Genomic DNA, 20,357 nt, shown 5'->3' with positions numbered 1-20,357 from the left:
CCAACTTGGAGTGCTTTTTTTGTTTGGTGATATTATGGAAACTAAAATTCGTGGCAAAGAAAACATTTAATCTTCTAATCAAATTAATCTGAGCCATATTTTATCCTAAAAATAAAATGTATTTTTGAAGTCTCGATGATTAATCTAAAATCATCAATCTAATATCTAAAATTCAACAATGAACTGGGAACAACTTTTATCATTAAAACGTCAGGGAGATACAAGCAAAAGATTACGCGTAGAACAAGATGATACTCGTTTAGGATTTGAGGTGGATTATGACCGAATCATATTTTCTTCCGCTTTTAGAAGTTTACAAGATAAAACACAAGTTATTCCGCTTTCTAAGACAGATTTCGTGCATACGCGTTTAACGCATAGTTTGGAAGTTTCTGTTGTTGGACGTTCGCTTGGGCGTTTGGTTGGGAAAAAAATTATTGAAAAGTATCCTTATCTGAAAGAAGTTCATGGTTACCATATGAATGATTTTGGAGCAATTGTTGCTGCAGCGTCATTGGCGCATGATATTGGGAATCCGCCTTTTGGACATTCTGGAGAAAAGGCAATTGGTGAATATTTTTCTATTGGAAATGGTCAGAAATATAGAAACCAGCTTACTGATAAACAATGGCAGGATTTGATTGATTTTGAAGGGAATGCTAACGGATTTTCTGTATTAACAGCAAGTCGCCCAGGAATTGAGGGTGGACTTCGTATTTCGTATGCAACCTTAGGCGCTTTTATGAAGTATCCAAAAGAAAGTCTTCCAAAAAAACCGACCAATAATATTGCCGATAAAAAGTACGGATTCTTTCAGTCGGATAAATTATTCTTTGAAGAAGTAGCCAAAGACATGGGAATGATTGCCAATAAATCTGGTGAAGATATTGGTTTTGAAAGACATCCATTGGCTTATTTGGTCGAAGCAGCAGATGATATCTGTTACACAATTATCGATTTTGAGGACGGAATCAATTTAGGTTTGGTTTCTGAAGATTTTGCCTTAGAGTATTTGATTAATTTGGTAAAAGACAATATTGGAGTTTCTAAATATAAATCTTTAACTACAAAAGAAGATCGCATTAGTTATTTGCGAGCTTTGGCAATTGGTACTTTAATTAATGATGCGGTAAATGTTTTTGTTGAAAATGAAGAAGCAATTTTGGCTGGAAACTTCCCGTATGCATTAACAGATAAAAGCAAGTACAAAGCACAAATGAATGATATTATCAAACTTAGTGTTGATAAAATCTATCAGAGCCGTGAAGTGATTGAAAAAGAAATTGTCGGTTATCAAATCATTCAAACATTATTGGATAAATTCATAACAGCATTCAATAATAAATATGAAGGAACGGCTTCAAACTACGATAAACTGATTTTGAAAATGTTGCCAGAGAAACATCATTTAGAGAAAACCAATCTATACGAACGTTTATTGCATATCTGTCATTATGTTTCGCTTCTTACAGATGGAAATGCACTTGAATTGTATGAAACCATTCAAGGACAGAAAAAACGTTAATTGATTTTCATTTAAAAAAAAATGCCTCTTTCAAGATTTCATGAAAGAGGCATTTTTTTTAATTCTTATTTTATTTATTTAAAAGCATAAACCAAACCAACGCCAAGAACTTGTCTTAGCTGCATTCTTGGTCCGTCATTTACCTGAGTCGTTGCTCCTGTAGTTGGGTCAACCACATCTTTTTTGGTTTTAATATCATCGTCATAAATTAAGTGAACGCCTATATTTGCTTTTACATATGCGTTGACGACAAGATCAAGGCGTGTATCATAATCAATATCGACATTTCCGAATTTGTTTAGGTAATCGGTATACAAGCTTAATCTGTTTTCATAAAAAACGTTTTTATAGATTTCGTTTTTCATATAAGCTGTAAAAAGTATACCAAATTCGGCTTTTACTTTTTGGCCTTCTTCAATTAATATCTGTTGTGTAGGATCTAGCGGGTCTGGCGCATAAACCGCTTTTTTAACCCCGAAAGAACCTTGATTGGCAAGATATTGATCAAGTACTAAAGTAGTTTTTAATGTAATAGGAGAGAAGTAAAATACTCTGTTTTTTTCTTTATTTGAATTCTCTGCTCCGGCTCCCAGAAAGATATAAGCTGGCGCAAAAGGTCTAGAGATCGCGACATCTCGGTTTGGATAATTATAACCGTCTGTAAATTGTGTGTTGAAGTTTAATTTAGAAGAGTAATACCAGTTTGAAGCCGTATCTTTTCTAAAACCATAAGTTGAGTTGAACTGAAAAGCATCGTCTGTTTTTCTTAACTCAATTCCGTCTTGTTTGTTTAAACCATATTTTACGATAAGCTCGTTTACCCATTTATGATTTTTCTTTGTGTAAGTTCTATTAAATTCACCTTTAAATAAACCTGAAATAGAACTTGTTCCCCCGGCACTCCAGTTTACAAAAGCAATTTCGGAAATGTCAAACCCTAATTGATTTTTTTTGCTCCAGTTGGATGGCGGTTTAGGTGCTTGATTTGGGCTTAAAGTGGTTTGTATAATCTGGGCAAAGTTATTAGAAGTACACAAAAGCAATAATAGCAAAAGGGTAGAACGCAATAATTTCATTTAGGTAATTTTTTTTTTTGGTTTCGCAAAATAATTATTTTGAACCGTTAGAAAAAAGATTTATTAAACTTTTAACGTCAATTTTACACAATTCTTGCAGTTGATTTACGGTTCCATGTTCGATAAACTCGTCTGGAACACCCAAAATTTCAATAGAATTCTTAAAATTATGTGATGCTGCAAACTCTAAAACTGCGCTTCCAAAACCACCATTTTTAACCCCGTCTTCAATAGTAATTATACGTTCAAAAGTTGAAAAAATGGTTTTTAATGTATTGATGTCTAGTGGTTTAATAAAACTAAAGTTATAGTGGGCAATTTCGTTGGAATGGGTTGATTCTTTTAGCGCTTCTATAACATTATTTCCAATTGTTCCGGCCGATAGCACAGCAACTTTCGTACCATCTTTCAAGCATTTTGCTTCATTCCAATTTATTTTTTCGTAATGTCCGAAATTTTCTACTTCCCAATTTGGTAAGACTCCACGACCTCTTGGATATCGAATCGCAATAGGCTGATCTATTCCAAATTGAACCGTATATAGAATGTTTTGCAGTTCAATTTCGTTCAACGGAGCATAGATCACCATATTCGGGATTGAACGCAGATAAGCGATATCAAAAACACCATGATGCGTTGCACCATCTTCACCGACTAATCCGGCACGATCCAAACAAAAAATTACAGGTAAATTTTGCAACGCTACATCATGAATCACTTGATCGTAAGCACGCTGTAAAAATGTAGAGTAAATATTGCAATATACAATCATACCCTGAGTGGCCATTCCTGCGGCAAGCGTTACAGCGTGCTGTTCGGCAATGCCTACATCAAAAGCACGTTCTGGGAATTCGTCCATCATAAATTTTAATGAACTTCCAGATGGCATAGCAGGTGTGATTCCAATTATTTTTTCATTTTTTTTAGCTAAGTCTAAAATGGTCAAGCCAAAAACATCTTGAAATTTAGGCGGAAGGTTTTCTTCAGATTTTAAATGAATTTCTCCAGTCGAAGCATCAAATTTTCCGGGCGCATGATATTTTACCTGATTTTCTTCGGCTTGCTGCAATCCTTTTCCTTTTGTAGTTACAATGTGAAGGAATTTTGGACCTTTTATCTTTTTAAGACGATTTAATTCTTTGATCAATTTAGGAAGATCATGACCGTCTATTGGCCCTGAATAATCAAAATTCAAAGATTTAATAATATTATTTTGTCGCGGATTTTTTCCGTTTTTAACCGAGGTAAGATATTTTTTCAAAGCACCAACGCTCGGATCAATTCCGATGGCATTGTCGTTTAGAATCACTAAAATATTGGCATCTGTAACTCCAGCATGATTTAAACCTTCAAAAGCCATTCCGCTTGCAATAGAAGCATCGCCGATTACTGCAATATGTTCTTTATCGAAGTCGCCTTTTAATTTAGAAGCAATCGCCATTCCGAGTGCTGCAGAAATCGAAGTTGATGAATGTCCAACACCAAAAGTATCGTAAACGCTTTCGCTTCTTTTCGGAAAACCCGAAACTCCTCCAATCTGTCTATTGGTATGAAAAATTTCTCTTCTTTCGGTCAGGATTTTATGTCCGTACGCCTGATGCCCAACATCCCAAACCAATAAATCATCTGGTGTATTAAAAACATAATGCAAAGCAATTGTAAGTTCTACAACGCCCAAACTTGCTCCTAAATGACCTTCTTTTACAGAAACAATATCAATAATAAACTGACGAAGTTCTTGAGCAACTTGAGCAAGCTGTTCTTCTTTTAAAAGACGCAAATCGGCAGGATTGTATATGTTAGAAAGTAAATCGCTTTTCATTGTATGGTAAAAAGCAAATTTACGGTTTTAAATTTAATTTTCTTGCCGAGTCTACTTCAATAAAATAGGAACAGAATATTGCATTCTGACTTTTTTTCCATTTGATTCTCCCGGCTGCCATTTCGGGCATAAACTTAAAACTCTGATAATTTCTTTTTCTAAAGGTTCTTCAACTGCTGGAGAACATTCAAGAAATGAAACACTTCCGTTTTTTTCTACAGCAAATGCAAGCGTAAAATTAAGTTTCCAGTAATTTACATTTTCTGGCTTTTTATATTCTTTCATGAAGAAAGTATGAAATTGGTCGATACCGCCTGGGAACTCAGCGTTAGAACTTGAAAAGGGTTTTAGGGATGATGCTGGATCATCTTTTTTTACTTTATCAGGTTCAGAAGATTTATCTTTGGTAGATTCTCCAGATACTGTTAGTATATTTTTCTTTAATGTAGCTTGTTCAACTTTTAGTGTAGGCGATTGCGTTTGTTCTAATTTCTTTCTGCTTATAGTAGTATCTACAGTTTGTGATTTTGTTGCTGAAATATTTGTGACAACTTCAACATTTTTAATTTCTTGTTTTTTATCTTCTTTGTTTTGACAGCCGAAAAAAAATACAGTTATAACCGCAGACAGCATTGGCAAAAACAATTTGTAGTTTGTCTGAAGAGTTATTTTATGTTTTTTTTCCATATTCTATTATCACGATTTAAAAGTAATAAAAAATAAGTTCTAAAATCCTATTTTTGCATCTATGGAAAATCCTTTTACTGACGAATATTTCATGAAAAAAGCTTTGCAGGAAGCAGAAGCAGCTTTTGAAAAAGGCGAAATTCCTGTTGGTGCTGTTATAGTTGTAGCCGATAAAGTTATTGCAAGAAGTCATAATTTGACAGAATTGCTAAATGATGTTACGGCTCATGCAGAAATGCAGTCTATTACCGCAGCGGCAAACTTTCTTGGCGGAAAATATTTAAAAGATTGTACGCTTTATGTAACACTCGAGCCTTGCCAAATGTGTGCAGGAGCTTTGTATTGGAGCCAGATTTCTAAAATCGTTTTTGGTGCGCGAGATGAACAACGCGGTTTTATTAATATGGGAACAAAGCTGCATCCTAAAACTACTGTTGTTTCTGGTGTAATGGCAAACGAAGCTGCCGATTTAATGAAACGTTTCTTTCTCGAAAGACGTAAATAATACTAAATAACATGACAGATTTTTCAGTAATAAAAAAGCTATTTCATATTGCAGAGCCAAATGGTTTTACAAACGATGAAATTCAAATTGTAAAAGATATCTTCGGACAGCTTCCTAACGTTTTTGTTGATTATTATGCTGAATTAGGTAAAATTCAAAACTTAAATCATACACAGGATTTGTTGATTGTTCCAGAACGTTTTCAATATTATAAAAACGATGATTATTTGATATTTTATTCTGAAAATCAAAAGGCATGCGTTTGGGGAATTTATAAAGAGGATTTGTCAAAATCTAATCCTCCAGTTTACATGAGTTATGATGAAAAAGAATGGAGTCTGGAAACAGAAACTTTGACAGATTTTTTCACTGCAATGGCTTATTTACAAGCAAGTTTCGCATTAGATTTTACTTGTGATACATTTTATGAAATCGAACCAAATGAATTAGATTTCATTACTCAGAATTTTTCAAATAAAGGAGTCTTTTTCAGGCAATGGGTTGAAGGAATAAAATTCTATGGAAATTATTCAGATGATGTAATTGTTGTCATAAACGGCAATCAAATGCATTATTCCTCAAAGACCGAAGAACACTTTCTTGAGATGGATAAAGTGTTGTCAAAATTAGGTTCTGAGCTTTGAGAGCCATGATAAAACTTCAACAAAAGTTAAATAATCATTATTAGAGAATTTTCTTCTTAAATAAATCAAGAAATAATTTACTTTTATCGTGATTTAATTTGTATTTTTCTGTTGCATCTTATAGCAGTAAAATCTATCAAATTTTGAATTTGTTAACCATTTAACTCTCAATAAAAGTGAAGGCAAAAAGACTATTTCTCGTATTTTTAGTGGTTTTTATATTTGAATCCTGTGGACGCAAATCAGCTGCAGATTTCAATTCTGATTTTTCGTTATTCAAAGATTACATTACTAGTTTTACTGGCGGTATCGTTTCTGCAGATTCTGATATCCGTGTGGTTTTGGCTTTCGATAAAAACGATTGGAAACCTAATCAGGAATTAGACAGCGATTTGTTTGATATTTCGCCCAGTGTAAGCGGAAAAGTGATTGCACTTTCAACAAATACTTTGGCTTTTATTCCAGAGAAAAAACTAAAAATGGGAACAGAATATCAGGTTACTTTAAACTTAGATAAACTGACTGCCATTCCAAAAGAGAAAGAAAAGGAACTTTCGAAATTCAATTTTACAGTCAAAACAGTAAAACAGGATTTTACCATTAATACAGGCGATATTCAGTCGTACAGCAAAGAATATCAATATTTAAACTGCGCTTTAAAAACAGCTGATAATATTGATTTGGAAACCGCTCAAAAACTGGTTGAAGCCAAACACAATGGAAATAATCTTAAAATTAAATTTGAGAAAGTATCTGGTCCGGCAAAAGAATTCCGTTTTATAATTGATAGTATTCAGCGTCAAACAGAAGCTTCAAACTTGGAAATTATTTATGATGGAAGTGATTTCGATATTGATCAGAAAGGACAAATTGATTTCCCGATTACAAGCATCAATGAATTTAAAGTTATAAAAGTTGAAGTTCCAGACGGAAACAATCAGCAGGTTTTAATTAATTTCTCAGAACCTTTAGAAAAAGGACAGGATTTTGCTGGATTGGTTTCGATTCAAAACACTAATAATCTGAAATTTTCTACACAAGGAAATTTACTTAAAGTATATTTTACGAATCAAAATGCGCCTAAAAAAGAAGAACCCGTAGCAGTAGTTGCAGAAGAGCCAGCTCCCGTCGCTGTAGATTCGGCTGCTGTTGTGGTTGATTCAGCCGCAGTTGCTGTAGATTCAGCTGCCACAGTTGCAGAAGAAGTAGTTGAATATGTGCCAGACGAAGAGCCAAAACAAGTTGTAACGGGTGAATTATTGTTGGAAGTTTTTCAGGGAATAGAAAGCCAGTACGGTAAAAAACTGGAAAACAATTATAGTGAGAAAATCTCTTTTGATCAGATCAAACCAAATGTTCGTTTTGTAAAAAATGGAACGATTCTGCCAAGTTCAAACAATTTAAAATTAAATTTCGAAGCTGTAAACTTAAGCGCTGTTGATGTAAAAGTGTATAAGATTTACAAAAATAATATTCTGCAGTTTCTTCAATACAACGAATTAAACGGCGGACAAAACCTTAAAAAAGTAGCGCAGCCAATTGCCAAAACTACGCTGAATTTAAGGGAAAGCACGCTCGTAAATCTCTCTAAATGGAATACATATGCCTTAGATTTATCTAAAATTATCAAGCCAGAACCAGGCGCAATTTACAGAGTTGAATTTGTTTATAAAAAGAAATATTCGCTTTATAAATGCGAAACATCAGAAGGAAATGACGACGAAGCGGAGGAGGAAGAAGTAGATGAAAACGACGTGAATTACAGCGGAAACTCTTACGACGATTATTACTATTATGACGATTACGATTGGAGAGAAAGCCAAGATCCTTGTACAGGCTCTTACTATTACAATGCAAGAATTGCAACTAATATTTTAGCTTCAGATTTAGGAGTTATTGCAAAAAGAGGCGAAAATAAATCGTATATATTTGCTGTAAACAATATCGTTACAACAGAGCCGGTGTCAAATGCTAGAGTTGATTTGTATAATTTCCAACAGCAAAAAATAGCAACAGAAGCAACAAGCAGTGAAGGTATTGCATCTTTCCAATTGGACAAATTCGCTTATTTTGCTATTGTAACTTTAGGCGATCAATCGACTTATGTGAAATTGGATGACGGACTTTCATTATCTGTCAGCAATTTTGATGTTGCGGGTGAAACTTTACAAAAAGGGCTGAAAGGGTTTATTTACGGAGAAAGAGGCGTTTGGCGTCCTGGAGATAATTTGTATTTGTCATTTATTTTGAATGATGCTGCAAATAAATTGCCTAAATCACATCCGATTAAATTCAGATTAAACGATCCGAATGGTAAAACAGTTTATCAGACCGTTCAAAAAACAAACGATTTAAACCATTACGCTTTTATAGTGCCAACAAATCAGGATGCGCCAACAGGAAACTGGGAAGCGATGGTGAGCGTTGGTGGAGCTAAATTCTATAAGAGTATTAAGATTGAAACGATCAAACCAAATCGTTTAAAAATTAAAAATACCTTTAGCAGAAAAACACTTTCGGCTTCTTACCCAAACATGGATAATCTTGAAGTGACCTGGCTTCACGGCGCAATTGCAAAGAATTTAAATGTAGAAATACAGGCGAAATTCTCTCAGCAGGCAACTACTTTTAAAGGTTATGAAAAATATACTTTTGATGATTTAGCACGTCAATTCAGCACAGAAGAAATTAATATTTTCTCAGGAAAATTAAATGAAAACGGAAAAGCATCTGTAAACATTCAGCCAAGATTACAAGGTCAGGCACCGGGAATGCTTCGCGCTTCATTCATTACAAAAGTGTATGAAGAAGGAGGAGATTTTAGTACAGATGTGATGTCAACAACTTATTCTCCGTACAAAACTTATGTTGGACTTAAAACGCCAGAACTGAACAAGTACAGCATGCTTGAAACGCGAGCAAACAATCGTTTTGATGTAGTTACAGTTGATGAAAACGGAAGACCAAAATCAGTTCGTAATCTTGAAGTAAGAGTTTATAAAGTAGACTGGAGATGGTGGTGGGATTCTTCAAGCGATAATTTGTCCAATTATAATTCGTCAAATGCTACAACTTCATACAAAACCTTTGTAATCAATACAGATTCAAGCGGAAAAGGAAGTTTCCAGTTTGCTTTAACAGATGAGGAATGGGGGCGTTACTTAATTCGTATTGAAGACGGAGAAAGCGGACATGCAACTTCTTTAACGGTAAATATCGATTGGCCAATCTGGTCTGGAAAAACACGCAACAGAGACGCTTCTACAGCGAATATGTTGGTTTTTTCTACAGATAAAAAGAATTATGCCGTTGGAGAAAAAGCACAGATTTCGTTCCCTTCAAGTGAAGGCGGACGTGCTTTAATTTCTGTAGAAAACGGTTCAAGAGTAGTGCAGACTATTTGGGCTGAGACTAAAAAAGGAGAAACTAAAGTTGAGGTTCCAATTACAGGAGCGATGGCGCCGAATGTATATTTTAATATCACATTATTACAGCCACACGCTTCAACCAAAAACGATTCGCCAATTCGTATGTATGGGATTGTACCAATCGAAGTGGTAGATAAAAACACGATTTTGGCACCAACTCTAAATATGCCAGATGTATTAAGACCAGAACAGCCATTTACAGTAAAAGTGGGCGAGAAATCAGGTAAAGAAATGACCTATACAATTGCTGTTGTAGATGAAGGTCTTTTGGATTTAACTCGTTTTAAAACACCAAATGCGTGGGATAGCTTCTATGTTCGCGAAGCTTTAGGAGTAAAAACTTGGGACGTTTACGATGATGTAATTGGTGCTTACGGCGGAAAAATAAACCAAATTTTCAGTATTGGTGGTGATCAGGATTTAGGAGGCGGAAAAGCTAAAAAAGCCAACCGTTTTAAACCTGTAGTGCTGTATTACGGGCCATTCAAATTAGGAAAAGGCGAAACAAAATCACATCAGTTAAAATTGCCAAAATATATTGGTTCAGTTCGAACAATGGTTGTGGCGGGAGATGCTGCTACAAGCGCTTACGGAAGCGTTGAAAAAGCAACGCAGGTTAAGAGTCCGTTGATGGTTTTAGCTTCATTGCCAAGAAAAATTTCACCATCAGAAAAAGTGACATTGCCAGTAACGGTTTTTGCAACTGAAAATAAAATTAAAAACGTAACGATTCAGGTAAAAACAAGCAACGGATTGAAAGTAGCAGGAAGTGCAATTCAAAAACTAAATTTTGCACAGCCCGATGAAAAAATGGCGTATTTCAATTTAGTTGTCGGTTCTGCAACCGGAATTGCAAAAGTTCAGGTAATCGCAACATCTGGAAGTGAGAAATCAGTTTATGATGTTGAAATCGATATGACCAATCCAAATCCAGTTACGAGTACTTTTACAGATGTTGTTTTAACGCCAAATAGCACTAAAACAATTTCATGGAAAACTTTCGGAATTGCAGGAAGTAATAAGGCAAGATTAGAAGTTTCGTCTATGCCATCTATGAATCTGAACGGAAGATTACAGTTCTTAATTCAGTATCCTCATGGCTGTGTAGAACAGACTACTTCGTCAGTTTTCCCACAATTGTATTTGGGTGATGTGGCTGATATTGATGCGAAACGCAAAGATCTGATTCAGAAAAATATTGCTGCTGGAATTGCGAGATTGGGTAATTTCCAATTATCAAATGGCGGAATGCCTTACTGGCAAGGAAATACAATTGCAGACGATTGGGGAACTTCTTATGCAGGACATTTCTTGATTGAAGCTGAGAAAAAAGGATATGTATTGCCAATTAATTTCAAATCAAAATGGTTAGGTTATCAGCAGAAAGAAGCAAAACAATGGCGTTTTGAACCGAAATACGGAAATGACTTAGCGCAAGCATATCGTCTATATACTTTGGCTTTAGCAGGAAATGCCGATTTATCGTCAATGAATAGACTTCGAGAGACAAAAGGCATTTCGAACGAAAGTATGCTTCGTTTAGCAGCAGCTTATGTTTTAGCAGGTCAGAAATCAGCTGGACAAAGTTTGTTCTTGAAAACGAGTATTGACGGAAGTTCAGATGGATACAGCTACTACTACTATTACGGCTCAAGCGAGAGAAACAGAGCGATGGCTTTAGAAACCATGCTTTTATTAGACCAGAAACAAAAAGCATTTGTAACGGCAACGAAACTTGCCAAAGAAATGTCAGCTAACCAATGGATGAGCACCCAGACAACGGCTTATTGTTTATATGCAATGTCAAAATTTGCTGTGAGTAACGGTCCAAAAGGAATCAATATTCAGTTTAGTAAAAACGGAAAAGGAGAGACGATAAATACAGGTAAATCGGTTGCAGACCGAAGTTTGTCTGTTGCTTCTGGCACAAACAGTATTACTTTGAAAAACAATAAAGCTAATACAGTTTATGTTCGTGTATTGAATACTGGAATATTGCCGATAGGACAAGAAAATGCAGTGCAAAGCGATGTTACAGCTTCTATTGTTTTCAAAAATAGAAAAGGAAGCGTGATCAATGTTTCAAGAATTAATCAAGGAACGGAGTTTATTGCTGAGGTTACGATTAAAAACCAAAGAGGAGAAAGTGTTCAAAACGTGGCGTTATCGCAAATTCTGCCATCAGGATTCGAAATTGTAAATACTCGCTTCACAGATTATGGAGACGCTGTAAATAATATTGCAGATTACATCGACATTCGCGATGATAGAACGAATTTCTATTTCGGAATGAAAGCGAGAGAAACTAAAGTGTTCAGAATTCTGTTAAACGCATCGTATTTAGGATATTATTACTTGCCTGGATTGCAATGCGAAGCAATGTATGATAATACGTTCTTAGCGAGAACAAAAGGATTCTGGGTTGAGGTGGTGAAATAAAGTTGTTAGCCACGAATTCACGAATTAATTTGTCATAATTTAAATTCGTGGTGAATAAAAAAATCCTTTTAATCCGCGTAATCTGTGGCAAAAAAACTTTGCGAGCTTTGAGAAAAAAAAGTCTCCCGCAGATTTTGCAGATCAAGCAGATAAAATAAATTCTGCTCAATCTGCCGAATTTGCGAGAGAAAAACTTTGCGCCCCGATAACTATCGGGATTGCGTAAATCTTTGCGCCTTTGCGGTGAAAAAAAATAAGTATTGAAAAATAAATTAAAAGCATTCCTCCAGCGCATTATAAACTGGATTAAAAAAAACAAATTAAAATCGGCAATTGCATTTCTGCTCTTGCTGATTTACTATTTTTCGATACCCCGAACTTTATTCAAAGAACCCTATTCAACCGTAATAGAAAGCAAAGAAGGAGAACTTTTAGGGGCTAAAATTGCCCGAGACGGACAATGGCGTTTTCCAGCACAAGATAGCGTTCCAGATAAATTCAAGAAATGTATCGTTTATTTTGAAGACGAATATTTCTATAAACATCCTGGTTTCAATCCTGGGGCAATGATCAATGCTTTTAAGCAAAATAGAAAAGCAGGAAAAGTTGTCAGAGGAGGAAGTACTTTAACACAACAAGTTATTCGATTATCCCGAAAAGGAAAAAACAGAACGTATTTTGAAAAAATAATAGAAATTATTCTCGCAACGAGATTAGAACTAGGTTATTCTAAAAATGAAATTCTTGAAATGTATGCAGCGCATGCGCCATTTGGAGGAAATGTTGTTGGACTGGAAATGGCCTCGTGGCGTTATTTTGGCGTACAATCCAATCAGTTATCTTGGGCGGAAAATGCAGTTTTAGCCGTTTTACCCAATGCGCCAAGTTTAATTTATCCAGGAAAGAATCAGATAAAATTATTAAACAAACGAAACCGGCTTCTGCTAAAACTTCATCAGGAAGGCATAATCGACAAGCAGACGTATGAACTTTCGATAGAAGAACCTTTGCCTCAAAAACCGTATGATCTTCCTCAAATTGCGCCTCATTTATTGCAGAGAGTGGCAAAAGATGAAGAAGGAACAAGGGTAAAAACTACAATTGATTATGCTTTGCAAAATCGTGTTAATCAAATTGCACGATATTATTATAATCAGTACAAACAAAATGAAGTTCATAATCTGGCCATTTTGGTAATTGATGTGCAGAATAGAAATGTAATGAGCTATGTTGGAAATTCTCCAACGGATAAAGACCATCAAAAAGATGTTGATATTATTGATGCGCCAAGAAGTACAGGAAGTATTTTGAAACCACTTTTGTACGGTGCTATGCTTGATGATGGCGAATTGTTGCCGAATACTTTAGTGGCGGATATTCCAACGCAGATTTCGGGATATACGCCTCAGAATTTTAATTTAACGTTTGACGGAGCTGTGCCTGCACATCGTGCTTTGTCCCGTTCGTTAAATATTCCCGCAGTTTTAATGCTTCAGGAATTTACTGTAAATAAATTTTACGAAGAGCTTCAAAAGTTTAAATTAAAGAATATTAATAAAACGCCTGATCATTATGGTTTGTCGCTAATTTTAGGAGGTGCCGAAAGTAACTTATGGGATTTATGCCGAACATACGCCAATTTATCTTCAACGTTAAATTATTACACAAAGCATCAAGCGAAATACAGAACTAACGAATTTACAGAACTCAACTATAAAAACGATTTTAAGCCTGATTTTGGCTCAGAAACTGATCAGAAGAATATTTTGGGCGCAGGATCAATTTGGTTGACGTACAACGCAATGGAAGAAGTCAACAGGCCCGAAGGAGACGAAGCTTGGAAGTTTTACGACAGTTCGCTTAAAATTGCATGGAAAACGGGAACCAGTTTCGGAAACCGAGATGCTTGGGCAATTGGAACCAATTCCAGATATGTGGTCGGAATTTGGGTTGGGAATGCGACAGGTGAGGGAAGGCCAACTTTGACGGGAGTAACCAGTGCGGCTCCAATTTTATTCGATGTTTTTAATTTGCTGCCAAGACAAAGATGGTTTGATACGCCTTATAATGATTTGGCCGAAGTTGAGGTTTGCCGTTTAAGTGGCTATCTGGCAAAGGATAATTGCCCGAAAATTAAGCAATGGGTTACTAAAAAAGGAAAATCGACTAAAGTTTGTCCTTATCACAGAACAATTCATTTAGACAAAACAGAGCAGTTTCAGGTAAACAGCAGTTGCGAGAGTATCGATAATATTGTAACTAAAAACTGGTTTGTATTGCCTCCTGTTATGGCATGGTATTACAAAAGCCAGCATATCGAATATTTGCCTTTACCGCCATTCAAAGAAGGATGCGAAGGAACGCAAACTACTACAATGGATTTTATTTATCCAAAGGCGAATAGTAAAATCTATTTGACAAAAGATTTCAATAGTAATGTCCAGCCCGTGATTTTAAAAGTGGCTTATTCCGAAAGAGACAAAGAATTGTTTTGGTATGTTGATGATGTTTATAAAGCTACTACCAAAACGTTTCATGAATTACCCATTACGCCAACAACGGGAACACATTATATTACAGTTGTGGATGCCAGCGGAAATGAAATCAGAAGAAAAATTGAAATTGTGAGGGAATAGGTTTATTGTATGATGTTGAGTTTCGTGTACACGTTTTTGTTTTTAGAAATTCGAAACGAGATTGAAGCAGTAAATCCTTCATAAGTTGGAATCTTTTCTTTGTTGTATGCAAACGAATATCCTAAACCTAAATCTATCATATTAAATACAGTTAAACCACCTACTGCATAAGCATTTTTAGAGGAACTGCCTGCTTTTACAAATAGAAGATAGTCTGTATTGTATGATAAATGAATATCGGGAAGTCCATAATATTTGCCATTATAGCTGTTTGTAATTCCATATCCTGCGCCCAAAAAGAGTTTATTTTTGCTTTGAGTTAGGCAAAATTCTAAACCTCCTGTGAGAAGACTTTTATCAGCAATTGAATAATTCAAATATAGAATTGGCCATTCTGGAATTTTAAATTTTGAATTAGTATTGCTTTTCTTGTAATTGGAATTGTTGGCATCAATCATTTTTCCATCCTTGTTAAACCATTCCGCTCTGCCAAATAATTGTTCCGCTTTATAATCACTTGAATAGCCTTGAAATTGCAATTGATTATTGATTAGATAATAATCCTTAATAATAAAAAGAGAATCGATGTTTTTGATTTTATAACCTATAGCATCTTTTGTTTTTACTTTTAAAGGTTTAATTCGGTAATAAAAAGCTATTTCCCTGTTGCTTGTTTTCCAGTTTTTATCAAAAAAGATTGTGTCATTTTGAGCTGACAATGGAGCAAGTAACATTAAGAAGATTATAGTGATGCAGGTTTTCATTTTTTAAATTATTTAGTAGCCTATAAATTGGCTGTAAGCTCTTCTATTTCTTGTAAATCTTAAATTTAGACTCATCGTAAATCCTTCAAAAGCCGGAGCTTTATCTGAATTATACGGTAAGGAATATCCAAACCCTAAATCTATGAAATTCATTAGTGATAGTCCGCCCATTATATAGCCATTTTTGTGGGTGGTTCCAATTTTTGCAAATAATATGGAAATGTTTTGTGATAAATGCAGATCGGGTAAACTATAATATTGCCCATTGTAACTATTTGTAACACCATATCCAATACCTAAAAATAGTTTATTGTTGGTTTTGCAGTCTAAGCAAAATTCATAACCTGCAGTTAGAAGACTTTTGTCAGTGATGCTATAATTTATGTAAGTGATTGGCGGACTGGGCACTCTAAATGTTCCTGGAGCAGGTTTATTGAAATCTCTTGAGTAAAGAACAGTGCCGTCTTCCTTAAACCATTTTGCTTTTCCGACATTATCGTTTCCCTCCACATCTTTTGTGTAACCTTCAAATTGCAATGCATTATTTTTTACATAATAATCTTTAATAACATAAAGAGAATCTATATATGGTATTTTTCGTCCAATGGCTTTTCTTGTTTTTATTTTAACAGGTTTCAATCGGTAATAAATAGCAGAATCTTTTACAGTAGTTTTCCATTCCGAATTAAAATAAATAGTGTCATTTTGTGCCGATAGTTTGGATGAAAACAAAAAAAGAATAACCAGGTAATGGATGTTTTTTGTTTTGGCTAACGAAAAAAGACATGTAGTAGCTGTCATATAAATCAATTAAAATATGACAAACATAATGTATGGTATATAATTAGATGGCTGATAGAAGTTTTTTATATGCCATTATAGGACATAAAAATGAGATCCGAAAAAGCATAAAAAAAACCGTCCCGATGCGTCGGGACGGTTTGATGTTTTTATTCTGTAATAACATTTCCTTTTTTGTCATAGAAATGGTATTCTAAGTACGTGTAAGCGTCACGAGGTATGATTTTCACCCATTTCTTATGTTCAAAAAACCATTTTGAACGTAATGATGGAAAACCTTTGCTGAGGTATGCAGCCACAAACGGATGTGTATTAAGCACAACCTTGTTGTGGGTTTTTAAAAGTCTTTCTAAATCAGCGGTGATCTTATCAATGATTAAAATTGGAGCTTCAATTTCACCATTATGTTTGTTAGGATCTTCCTCTCTGGTTTTGATATTCACTTCTGGTCTTACTCGCTGTCTTGTAATTTGGACCAAACCAAATTTGCTCGGCGGTAATATTTTATGTTTTGCTTTATCGTCGCTCATTTCTTCTCGCAAGAAGTCGAACAAAACTTTCCTGTTTTCAGGATTAGACATATCGATAAAATCAACTACGATTATTCCGCCCATATCACGCAGACGAAGCTGTCTAGCGATTTCTGCTGCGGCAATCATATTCACTTCCATGGCTGTGTCTTCTTGGTTGGTCGCTTTATTAGAACGGTTTCCGCTGTTTACGTCAATAACGTGAAGAGCTTCGGTGTGTTCAATAATAAGATAAGCACCTTTGCTCATGGAAACAGTTCGGCCAAATGAAGTTTTGATTTGTCTCTCTATATTGTATTTCTCAAAAATCGGAGTATCATTTGATTGATAAAACTTAACAATCGATTGTTTTGAAGGTGCAATTTCTTGCAGATATTCCTTCGTTTGGTGGTACAACTCTTCATCATCTATTTGAATACCACTGAAGGTATCGTTAAATACATCTCTTAATATCGAAGAAGCTCTGTTAAGCTCTCCTAATACTTTTGATGGATGATGAGCAGTTGGTAATTTTTTACACATTGCAGACCATCTGCCAAGCAGGTTCTGCAAATCTTTTTCTAATTCGGCTACGTTTTTGCCTTCGGCTACTGTACGAACAATAACACCAAATCCTTTAGGTTTGATCGATAGAACAAGTTTTTTTAGACGATCCTTTTCTTTTTTGTCTTCTATTTTTTGAGAAATAGAAACACGATCAGAAAAAGGAACTAGAACGATAAATCTTCCGGCAAGAGAAAGCTCAGCACTTATTCTTGGGCCTTTGGTTGATATAGGTTCTTTAACTACTTGAACTAAGACAGATTGATTGGCACTTAAAATATCAGTAATGATGCCATCTTTGTCAATCTCTTTCTCAAACTGAAAGGTTTTTAGGGAGAAATCTTTTAATTTACCTGCGCTTACAAGTTTTATGAATTTCAGCTGAGAAGCTAGATTTGGACCCAAATCATGATAATGTAAAAAGGCATCTTTTTCGAAACCTACATTCACAAAAGCAGCATTAAGTCCCGCAACTGGTTTTCTGATTTTGGCAATAAAAATATCACCAACCTGAAAGTTGCTTTTTTCTTCTTCTTTGTGTAATTCAATTAGTTTTCCATCTTTTAATAAGGCAAAATCTACTGCATCAGAACTAGATCTAATGATTAATTCTTTATTCACACTGTAAATTTTTATCCAGACTTTTAGTTTCAGGTTTTAAGTTTCAAGTTTCAAGTTTTACAACTCATAACTTATGACTCATAACTCATAACTGAATTGTAAGGATGGATTAAACAATATTTTAACAGGTATTAACCCGGTGGAGTTAGTTGCCAGTTTTCAGTCTCAGTAAGCAGTTTAAGCTGCAAACTGTATTCTGTGACTGAGACTATCAAACTCCAATTTCAATGAACGTTTAAAAAGAAAAAAGTAGTTTAAAACTACTTTTTCTTTTTGTGGCGGTTAGCTCTCGCTCTTTTCTTACGTTTGTGAGTAGCTACCTTATGTCTCTTTCTTTTTTTACCACTTGGCATATTGTGTCAGATTTATGTTAATTAATATTATTTTGCTTCGTTGTTAGTTTTAACTCCTTCTACAAAAACTTTTGCAGGTTTAAACGCAGGAATGTTGTGTGCTGGAATTTTAATAGTAGTGTTTTTAGAAATGTTTCTTCCAGTTTTTTCAGCTCTAGTTTTAACGATAAAACTACCGAAACCTCTTAAGTATACATTGTCTCCAGTTTCTAAAGAAGTCTTAACTTCTTCCATAAAAGTTTCTACTGTTGCTTGAACGTCTCCTTTTTCAAGACCTAGTTTCTCTGAAATCTTCGCTACGATATCTGCTTTCGTCATTTTCTTTCCTATTTTATTTTATAAATGGTGTACTATTTTTTTGAGTTTGCAAATATAGGAATTAAAAAAATAATTAATCAAGCTAATTCGTTAAATTTTAATTACATAAACATTTACTTTTGCAATCTAAGTATTTTGCAATGAATTTTCATAACATATTGATAAAATGGTATTTACAGAATAAACGCGATTTGCCATGGCGAAAAACCGTCGATCCGTACCAAATTTGGCTCTCAGAAATTATGCTTCAGCAGACGAGAGTAGTGCAAGGAATGCCTTACTTTTTCTCATTTATAAAGGAATTTCCTACTGTAAAACATTTGGCAGATGCTCCAGAAGAGAAGGTTTTGAAACTCTGGCAAGGCTTAGGATATTATTCGCGTGCTCGAAATCTTCATAAAACGGCTCAATATATAAGTAATGATTTAAATGGAATTTTCCCTGATTCTTATAAAGAACTGCTTAAGCTTAAAGGGGTAGGCGAATATACCGCAGCGGCAATAGCTTCTTTTTCTTATAATGAACCTGTTCCTGTCGTTGATGGAAACGTATTTAGAGTATTGGCTCGTTATTTTGATATCGAATCTGATATTGCGGTTCCGGCAACTAAAAAAGAGTTCGCGGCTTTGGCACAAGAATTAATGCCAAAGGATAATCCAGCGCTTTTTAATCAGGCAATAATGGAGTTTGGAGCGCTGCAATGCGTGCCTAAAAGCCCTGAATGTTCTGTTTGCGTTTTTAACGAAAGTTGTGCTGCATTGCAAAAAGGAAAGGTAAATATGCTTCCCGTCAAATCTAAAAAGCTTAAAGTGACCAATCGATATTTTAATTATCTGATTTTGGAAGATGTTTTAGGAAATACATTAATTCAGAAAAGAACCCAAAAAGGAATCTGGCATAATTTATATGAGTTTCCGTTGTTGGAAACAGAATCTATTGTTGGTTTTAACGAAGTTTCCAAAAAAGCAAAAGATGAAATTTTTCCAGAATATACTATTATAAGTATAGAAGATTGCAGTAAATCGACCATTGTACATAAGCTTTCACATCAGCATCTGCATATACAATTCTGGAAAATCAAAGTGCAAGAAAAAATCGAAAACGGAATAGATTCCCAAAAATTAAAAACCTTTCCTTTTCCTATTGCGATATATAATTTTATAGAAAAGCAAGAAATAAATTGCTAAAAAAATGTATCTTTGGTAGAAATACCACCAAAAACTATGAACGGAACATTAAATAAAGTGATGCTTATTGGCCATTTAGGCGATGATGTAAAGATGCATTATTTTGATGGAGGAAACTGCATCGGACGTTTTCAGCTGGCTACAAATGAAGTGTATATCAATAAAACGACCAATGAAAAGATTACCTCTACAGAATGGCATAATTTGGTTGTGCGTAATAAAGCCGCAGAGATTTGCGAAAAATATCTTTCTAAGGGAGATAAAATTTATGTTGAAGGAAGAATAAAATCTCGTCAGTGGCAGACAGAAGATGGAACGACAAAATATACGACCGAAATTCAGGTTACAGAGTTTACTTTTCTGACAACCAAAAAAGAAACTGCTTATACAAAACAAAACCAGGATGTAGAGTCGGCAAAAAATACTAACTTTGATGCTGCTAACGAAGGGCTTCCAATTAATGATTTGCCTTTCTAAA

The 20,357-nt window shown here is 34.8% G+C and carries 14 protein-coding genes; 7 read left to right on the top strand and 7 right to left on the bottom strand.

From position 1 onward, the window contains the following. Positions 1-178: 178 nt before the first annotated feature. Complete coding sequence (locus tag BLP44_RS00680; RefSeq protein ID WP_066032875.1) at positions 179-1,525, top strand: deoxyguanosinetriphosphate triphosphohydrolase; 1,347 nt, start codon at positions 179-181, stop codon at positions 1,523-1,525. 74 nt (positions 1,526-1,599) lie between these two features. Here BLP44_RS00680 and BLP44_RS00675 read toward each other — a convergent pair whose 3' ends face one another. Genes BLP44_RS00675 through BLP44_RS00665 form a run of 3 tightly spaced genes read right to left on the bottom strand, consistent with a single transcriptional unit; the run spans position 1,600 to position 5,110 of the window. After that, the gene (locus BLP44_RS00675) at positions 1,600-2,601 is read right to left on the bottom strand and encodes a DUF3078 domain-containing protein (protein WP_008466626.1); all 1,002 of its coding nucleotides are present in this window, start codon (positions 2,599-2,601) and stop codon (positions 1,600-1,602) included. Between the two features lie 34 nt (positions 2,602-2,635). Next, on the bottom strand, positions 2,636-4,423 hold the full coding sequence (locus BLP44_RS00670) for a 1-deoxy-D-xylulose-5-phosphate synthase (protein WP_091128248.1): 1,788 nt from the start codon (positions 4,421-4,423) through the stop codon (positions 2,636-2,638). A gap of 51 nt (positions 4,424-4,474) precedes the next feature. After that, on the bottom strand, positions 4,475-5,110 hold the full coding sequence (locus BLP44_RS00665; RefSeq protein ID WP_091128244.1) for an energy transducer TonB: 636 nt from the start codon (positions 5,108-5,110) through the stop codon (positions 4,475-4,477). A 61-nt stretch (positions 5,111-5,171) separates the two neighbouring features. On the opposite strand from BLP44_RS00665, the gene BLP44_RS00660 reads away from it, so the two are divergent. The 4 genes from BLP44_RS00660 to pbpC all read left to right on the top strand — a co-directional run bounded on the left by BLP44_RS00660 (position 5,172) and on the right by pbpC (position 14,762). After that, entirely contained in the window at positions 5,172-5,615 is a 444-nt protein-coding gene (locus BLP44_RS00660) for a nucleoside deaminase (protein ID WP_008466631.1), read from the top strand. Between the two features lie 11 nt (positions 5,616-5,626). Beyond that, entirely contained in the window at positions 5,627-6,259 is a 633-nt protein-coding gene (locus BLP44_RS00655; protein ID WP_091128240.1) for a hypothetical protein, read from the top strand. A gap of 176 nt (positions 6,260-6,435) precedes the next feature. Continuing rightward, a complete protein-coding gene (locus BLP44_RS00650) occupies positions 6,436-12,126 on the top strand; it encodes an alpha-2-macroglobulin family protein (protein WP_091128236.1) in 5,691 nt (1,896 codons plus the stop codon). Positions 12,127-12,386: 260 nt separating this feature from the next. Next, positions 12,387-14,762, top strand: coding sequence for a penicillin-binding protein 1C (gene pbpC, locus BLP44_RS00645; RefSeq protein WP_091128229.1), 2,376 nt, complete (start codon positions 12,387-12,389; stop codon positions 14,760-14,762). A 2-nt stretch (positions 14,763-14,764) separates the two neighbouring features. Here the strand turns inward: pbpC and BLP44_RS00640 are convergent, their stop codons facing one another. From BLP44_RS00640 to BLP44_RS00625, 4 genes are all read right to left on the bottom strand, one after another. Further along, positions 14,765-15,526 (bottom strand): hypothetical protein, encoded by a 762-nt coding sequence (locus BLP44_RS00640; RefSeq protein ID WP_091128225.1) that lies wholly within the window; start codon positions 15,524-15,526, stop codon positions 14,765-14,767. Positions 15,527-15,538: 12 nt separating this feature from the next. Beyond that, a complete protein-coding gene (locus tag BLP44_RS00635) occupies positions 15,539-16,327 on the bottom strand; it encodes a hypothetical protein (RefSeq protein ID WP_091128221.1) in 789 nt (262 codons plus the stop codon). Positions 16,328-16,476: 149 nt separating this feature from the next. After that, positions 16,477-18,021 carry an Rne/Rng family ribonuclease gene (locus BLP44_RS00630; RefSeq protein ID WP_066032867.1) on the bottom strand — a complete coding sequence of 515 codons (1,545 nt, stop codon included), beginning with the start codon at positions 18,019-18,021 and terminating at the stop codon, positions 16,477-16,479. Between the two features lie 380 nt (positions 18,022-18,401). Next, positions 18,402-18,692: an HU family DNA-binding protein gene (locus BLP44_RS00625; RefSeq protein ID WP_007805026.1), complete on the bottom strand. Its 291-nt coding sequence runs from the start codon at positions 18,690-18,692 to the stop codon at positions 18,402-18,404. A 140-nt stretch (positions 18,693-18,832) separates the two neighbouring features. Between BLP44_RS00625 and mutY the strand changes: the two genes are divergently transcribed. Further along, entirely contained in the window at positions 18,833-19,879 is a 1,047-nt protein-coding gene (gene mutY / locus BLP44_RS00620) for an A/G-specific adenine glycosylase (RefSeq protein WP_091128218.1), read from the top strand. Positions 19,880-19,915: 36 nt separating this feature from the next. Further along, positions 19,916-20,356 carry a single-stranded DNA-binding protein gene (locus BLP44_RS00615; protein ID WP_008466647.1) on the top strand — a complete coding sequence of 147 codons (441 nt, stop codon included), beginning with the start codon at positions 19,916-19,918 and terminating at the stop codon, positions 20,354-20,356. The last annotated feature ends 1 nt before the right edge of the window (position 20,357 follow it).

The organism is Flavobacterium anhuiense (genome assembly GCF_900101855.1).
Classification (GTDB): Bacteria; Bacteroidota; Bacteroidia; order Flavobacteriales; family Flavobacteriaceae; genus Flavobacterium; species Flavobacterium anhuiense.
The sequence above is the reverse complement of the archived record's forward strand: the minus strand, read 5'-3'. Positions and strand labels throughout refer to the sequence as shown.

Bases quoted from the DNA above. Each gene is read 5' to 3' on its own strand.
- BLP44_RS00615 (WP_008466647.1), top strand. From the start codon at position 19,916: ATGAACGGAACATTAAATAAAGTGATGCTTATTGGCCATTTAGGCGAT.
- BLP44_RS00660 (WP_008466631.1), top strand. From the start codon at position 5,172: ATGGAAAATCCTTTTACTGACGAATATTTCATGAAAAAAGCTTTGCAG.
- mutY (WP_091128218.1), top strand. From the start codon at position 18,833: ATGAATTTTCATAACATATTGATAAAATGGTATTTACAGAATAAACGC.
- BLP44_RS00635 (WP_091128221.1), bottom strand. From the start codon at position 16,327: ATGACAGCTACTACATGTCTTTTTTCGTTAGCCAAAACAAAAAACATC.
- BLP44_RS00625 (WP_007805026.1), bottom strand. From the start codon at position 18,692: ATGACGAAAGCAGATATCGTAGCGAAGATTTCAGAGAAACTAGGTCTT.
- BLP44_RS00675 (WP_008466626.1), bottom strand. From the start codon at position 2,601: ATGAAATTATTGCGTTCTACCCTTTTGCTATTATTGCTTTTGTGTACT.
- BLP44_RS00655 (WP_091128240.1), top strand. From the start codon at position 5,627: ATGACAGATTTTTCAGTAATAAAAAAGCTATTTCATATTGCAGAGCCA.
- BLP44_RS00640 (WP_091128225.1), bottom strand. From the start codon at position 15,526: ATGAAAACCTGCATCACTATAATCTTCTTAATGTTACTTGCTCCATTG.
- BLP44_RS00670 (WP_091128248.1), bottom strand. From the start codon at position 4,423: ATGAAAAGCGATTTACTTTCTAACATATACAATCCTGCCGATTTGCGT.
- BLP44_RS00665 (WP_091128244.1), bottom strand. From the start codon at position 5,110: ATGGAAAAAAAACATAAAATAACTCTTCAGACAAACTACAAATTGTTT.
- BLP44_RS00680 (WP_066032875.1), top strand. From the start codon at position 179: ATGAACTGGGAACAACTTTTATCATTAAAACGTCAGGGAGATACAAGC.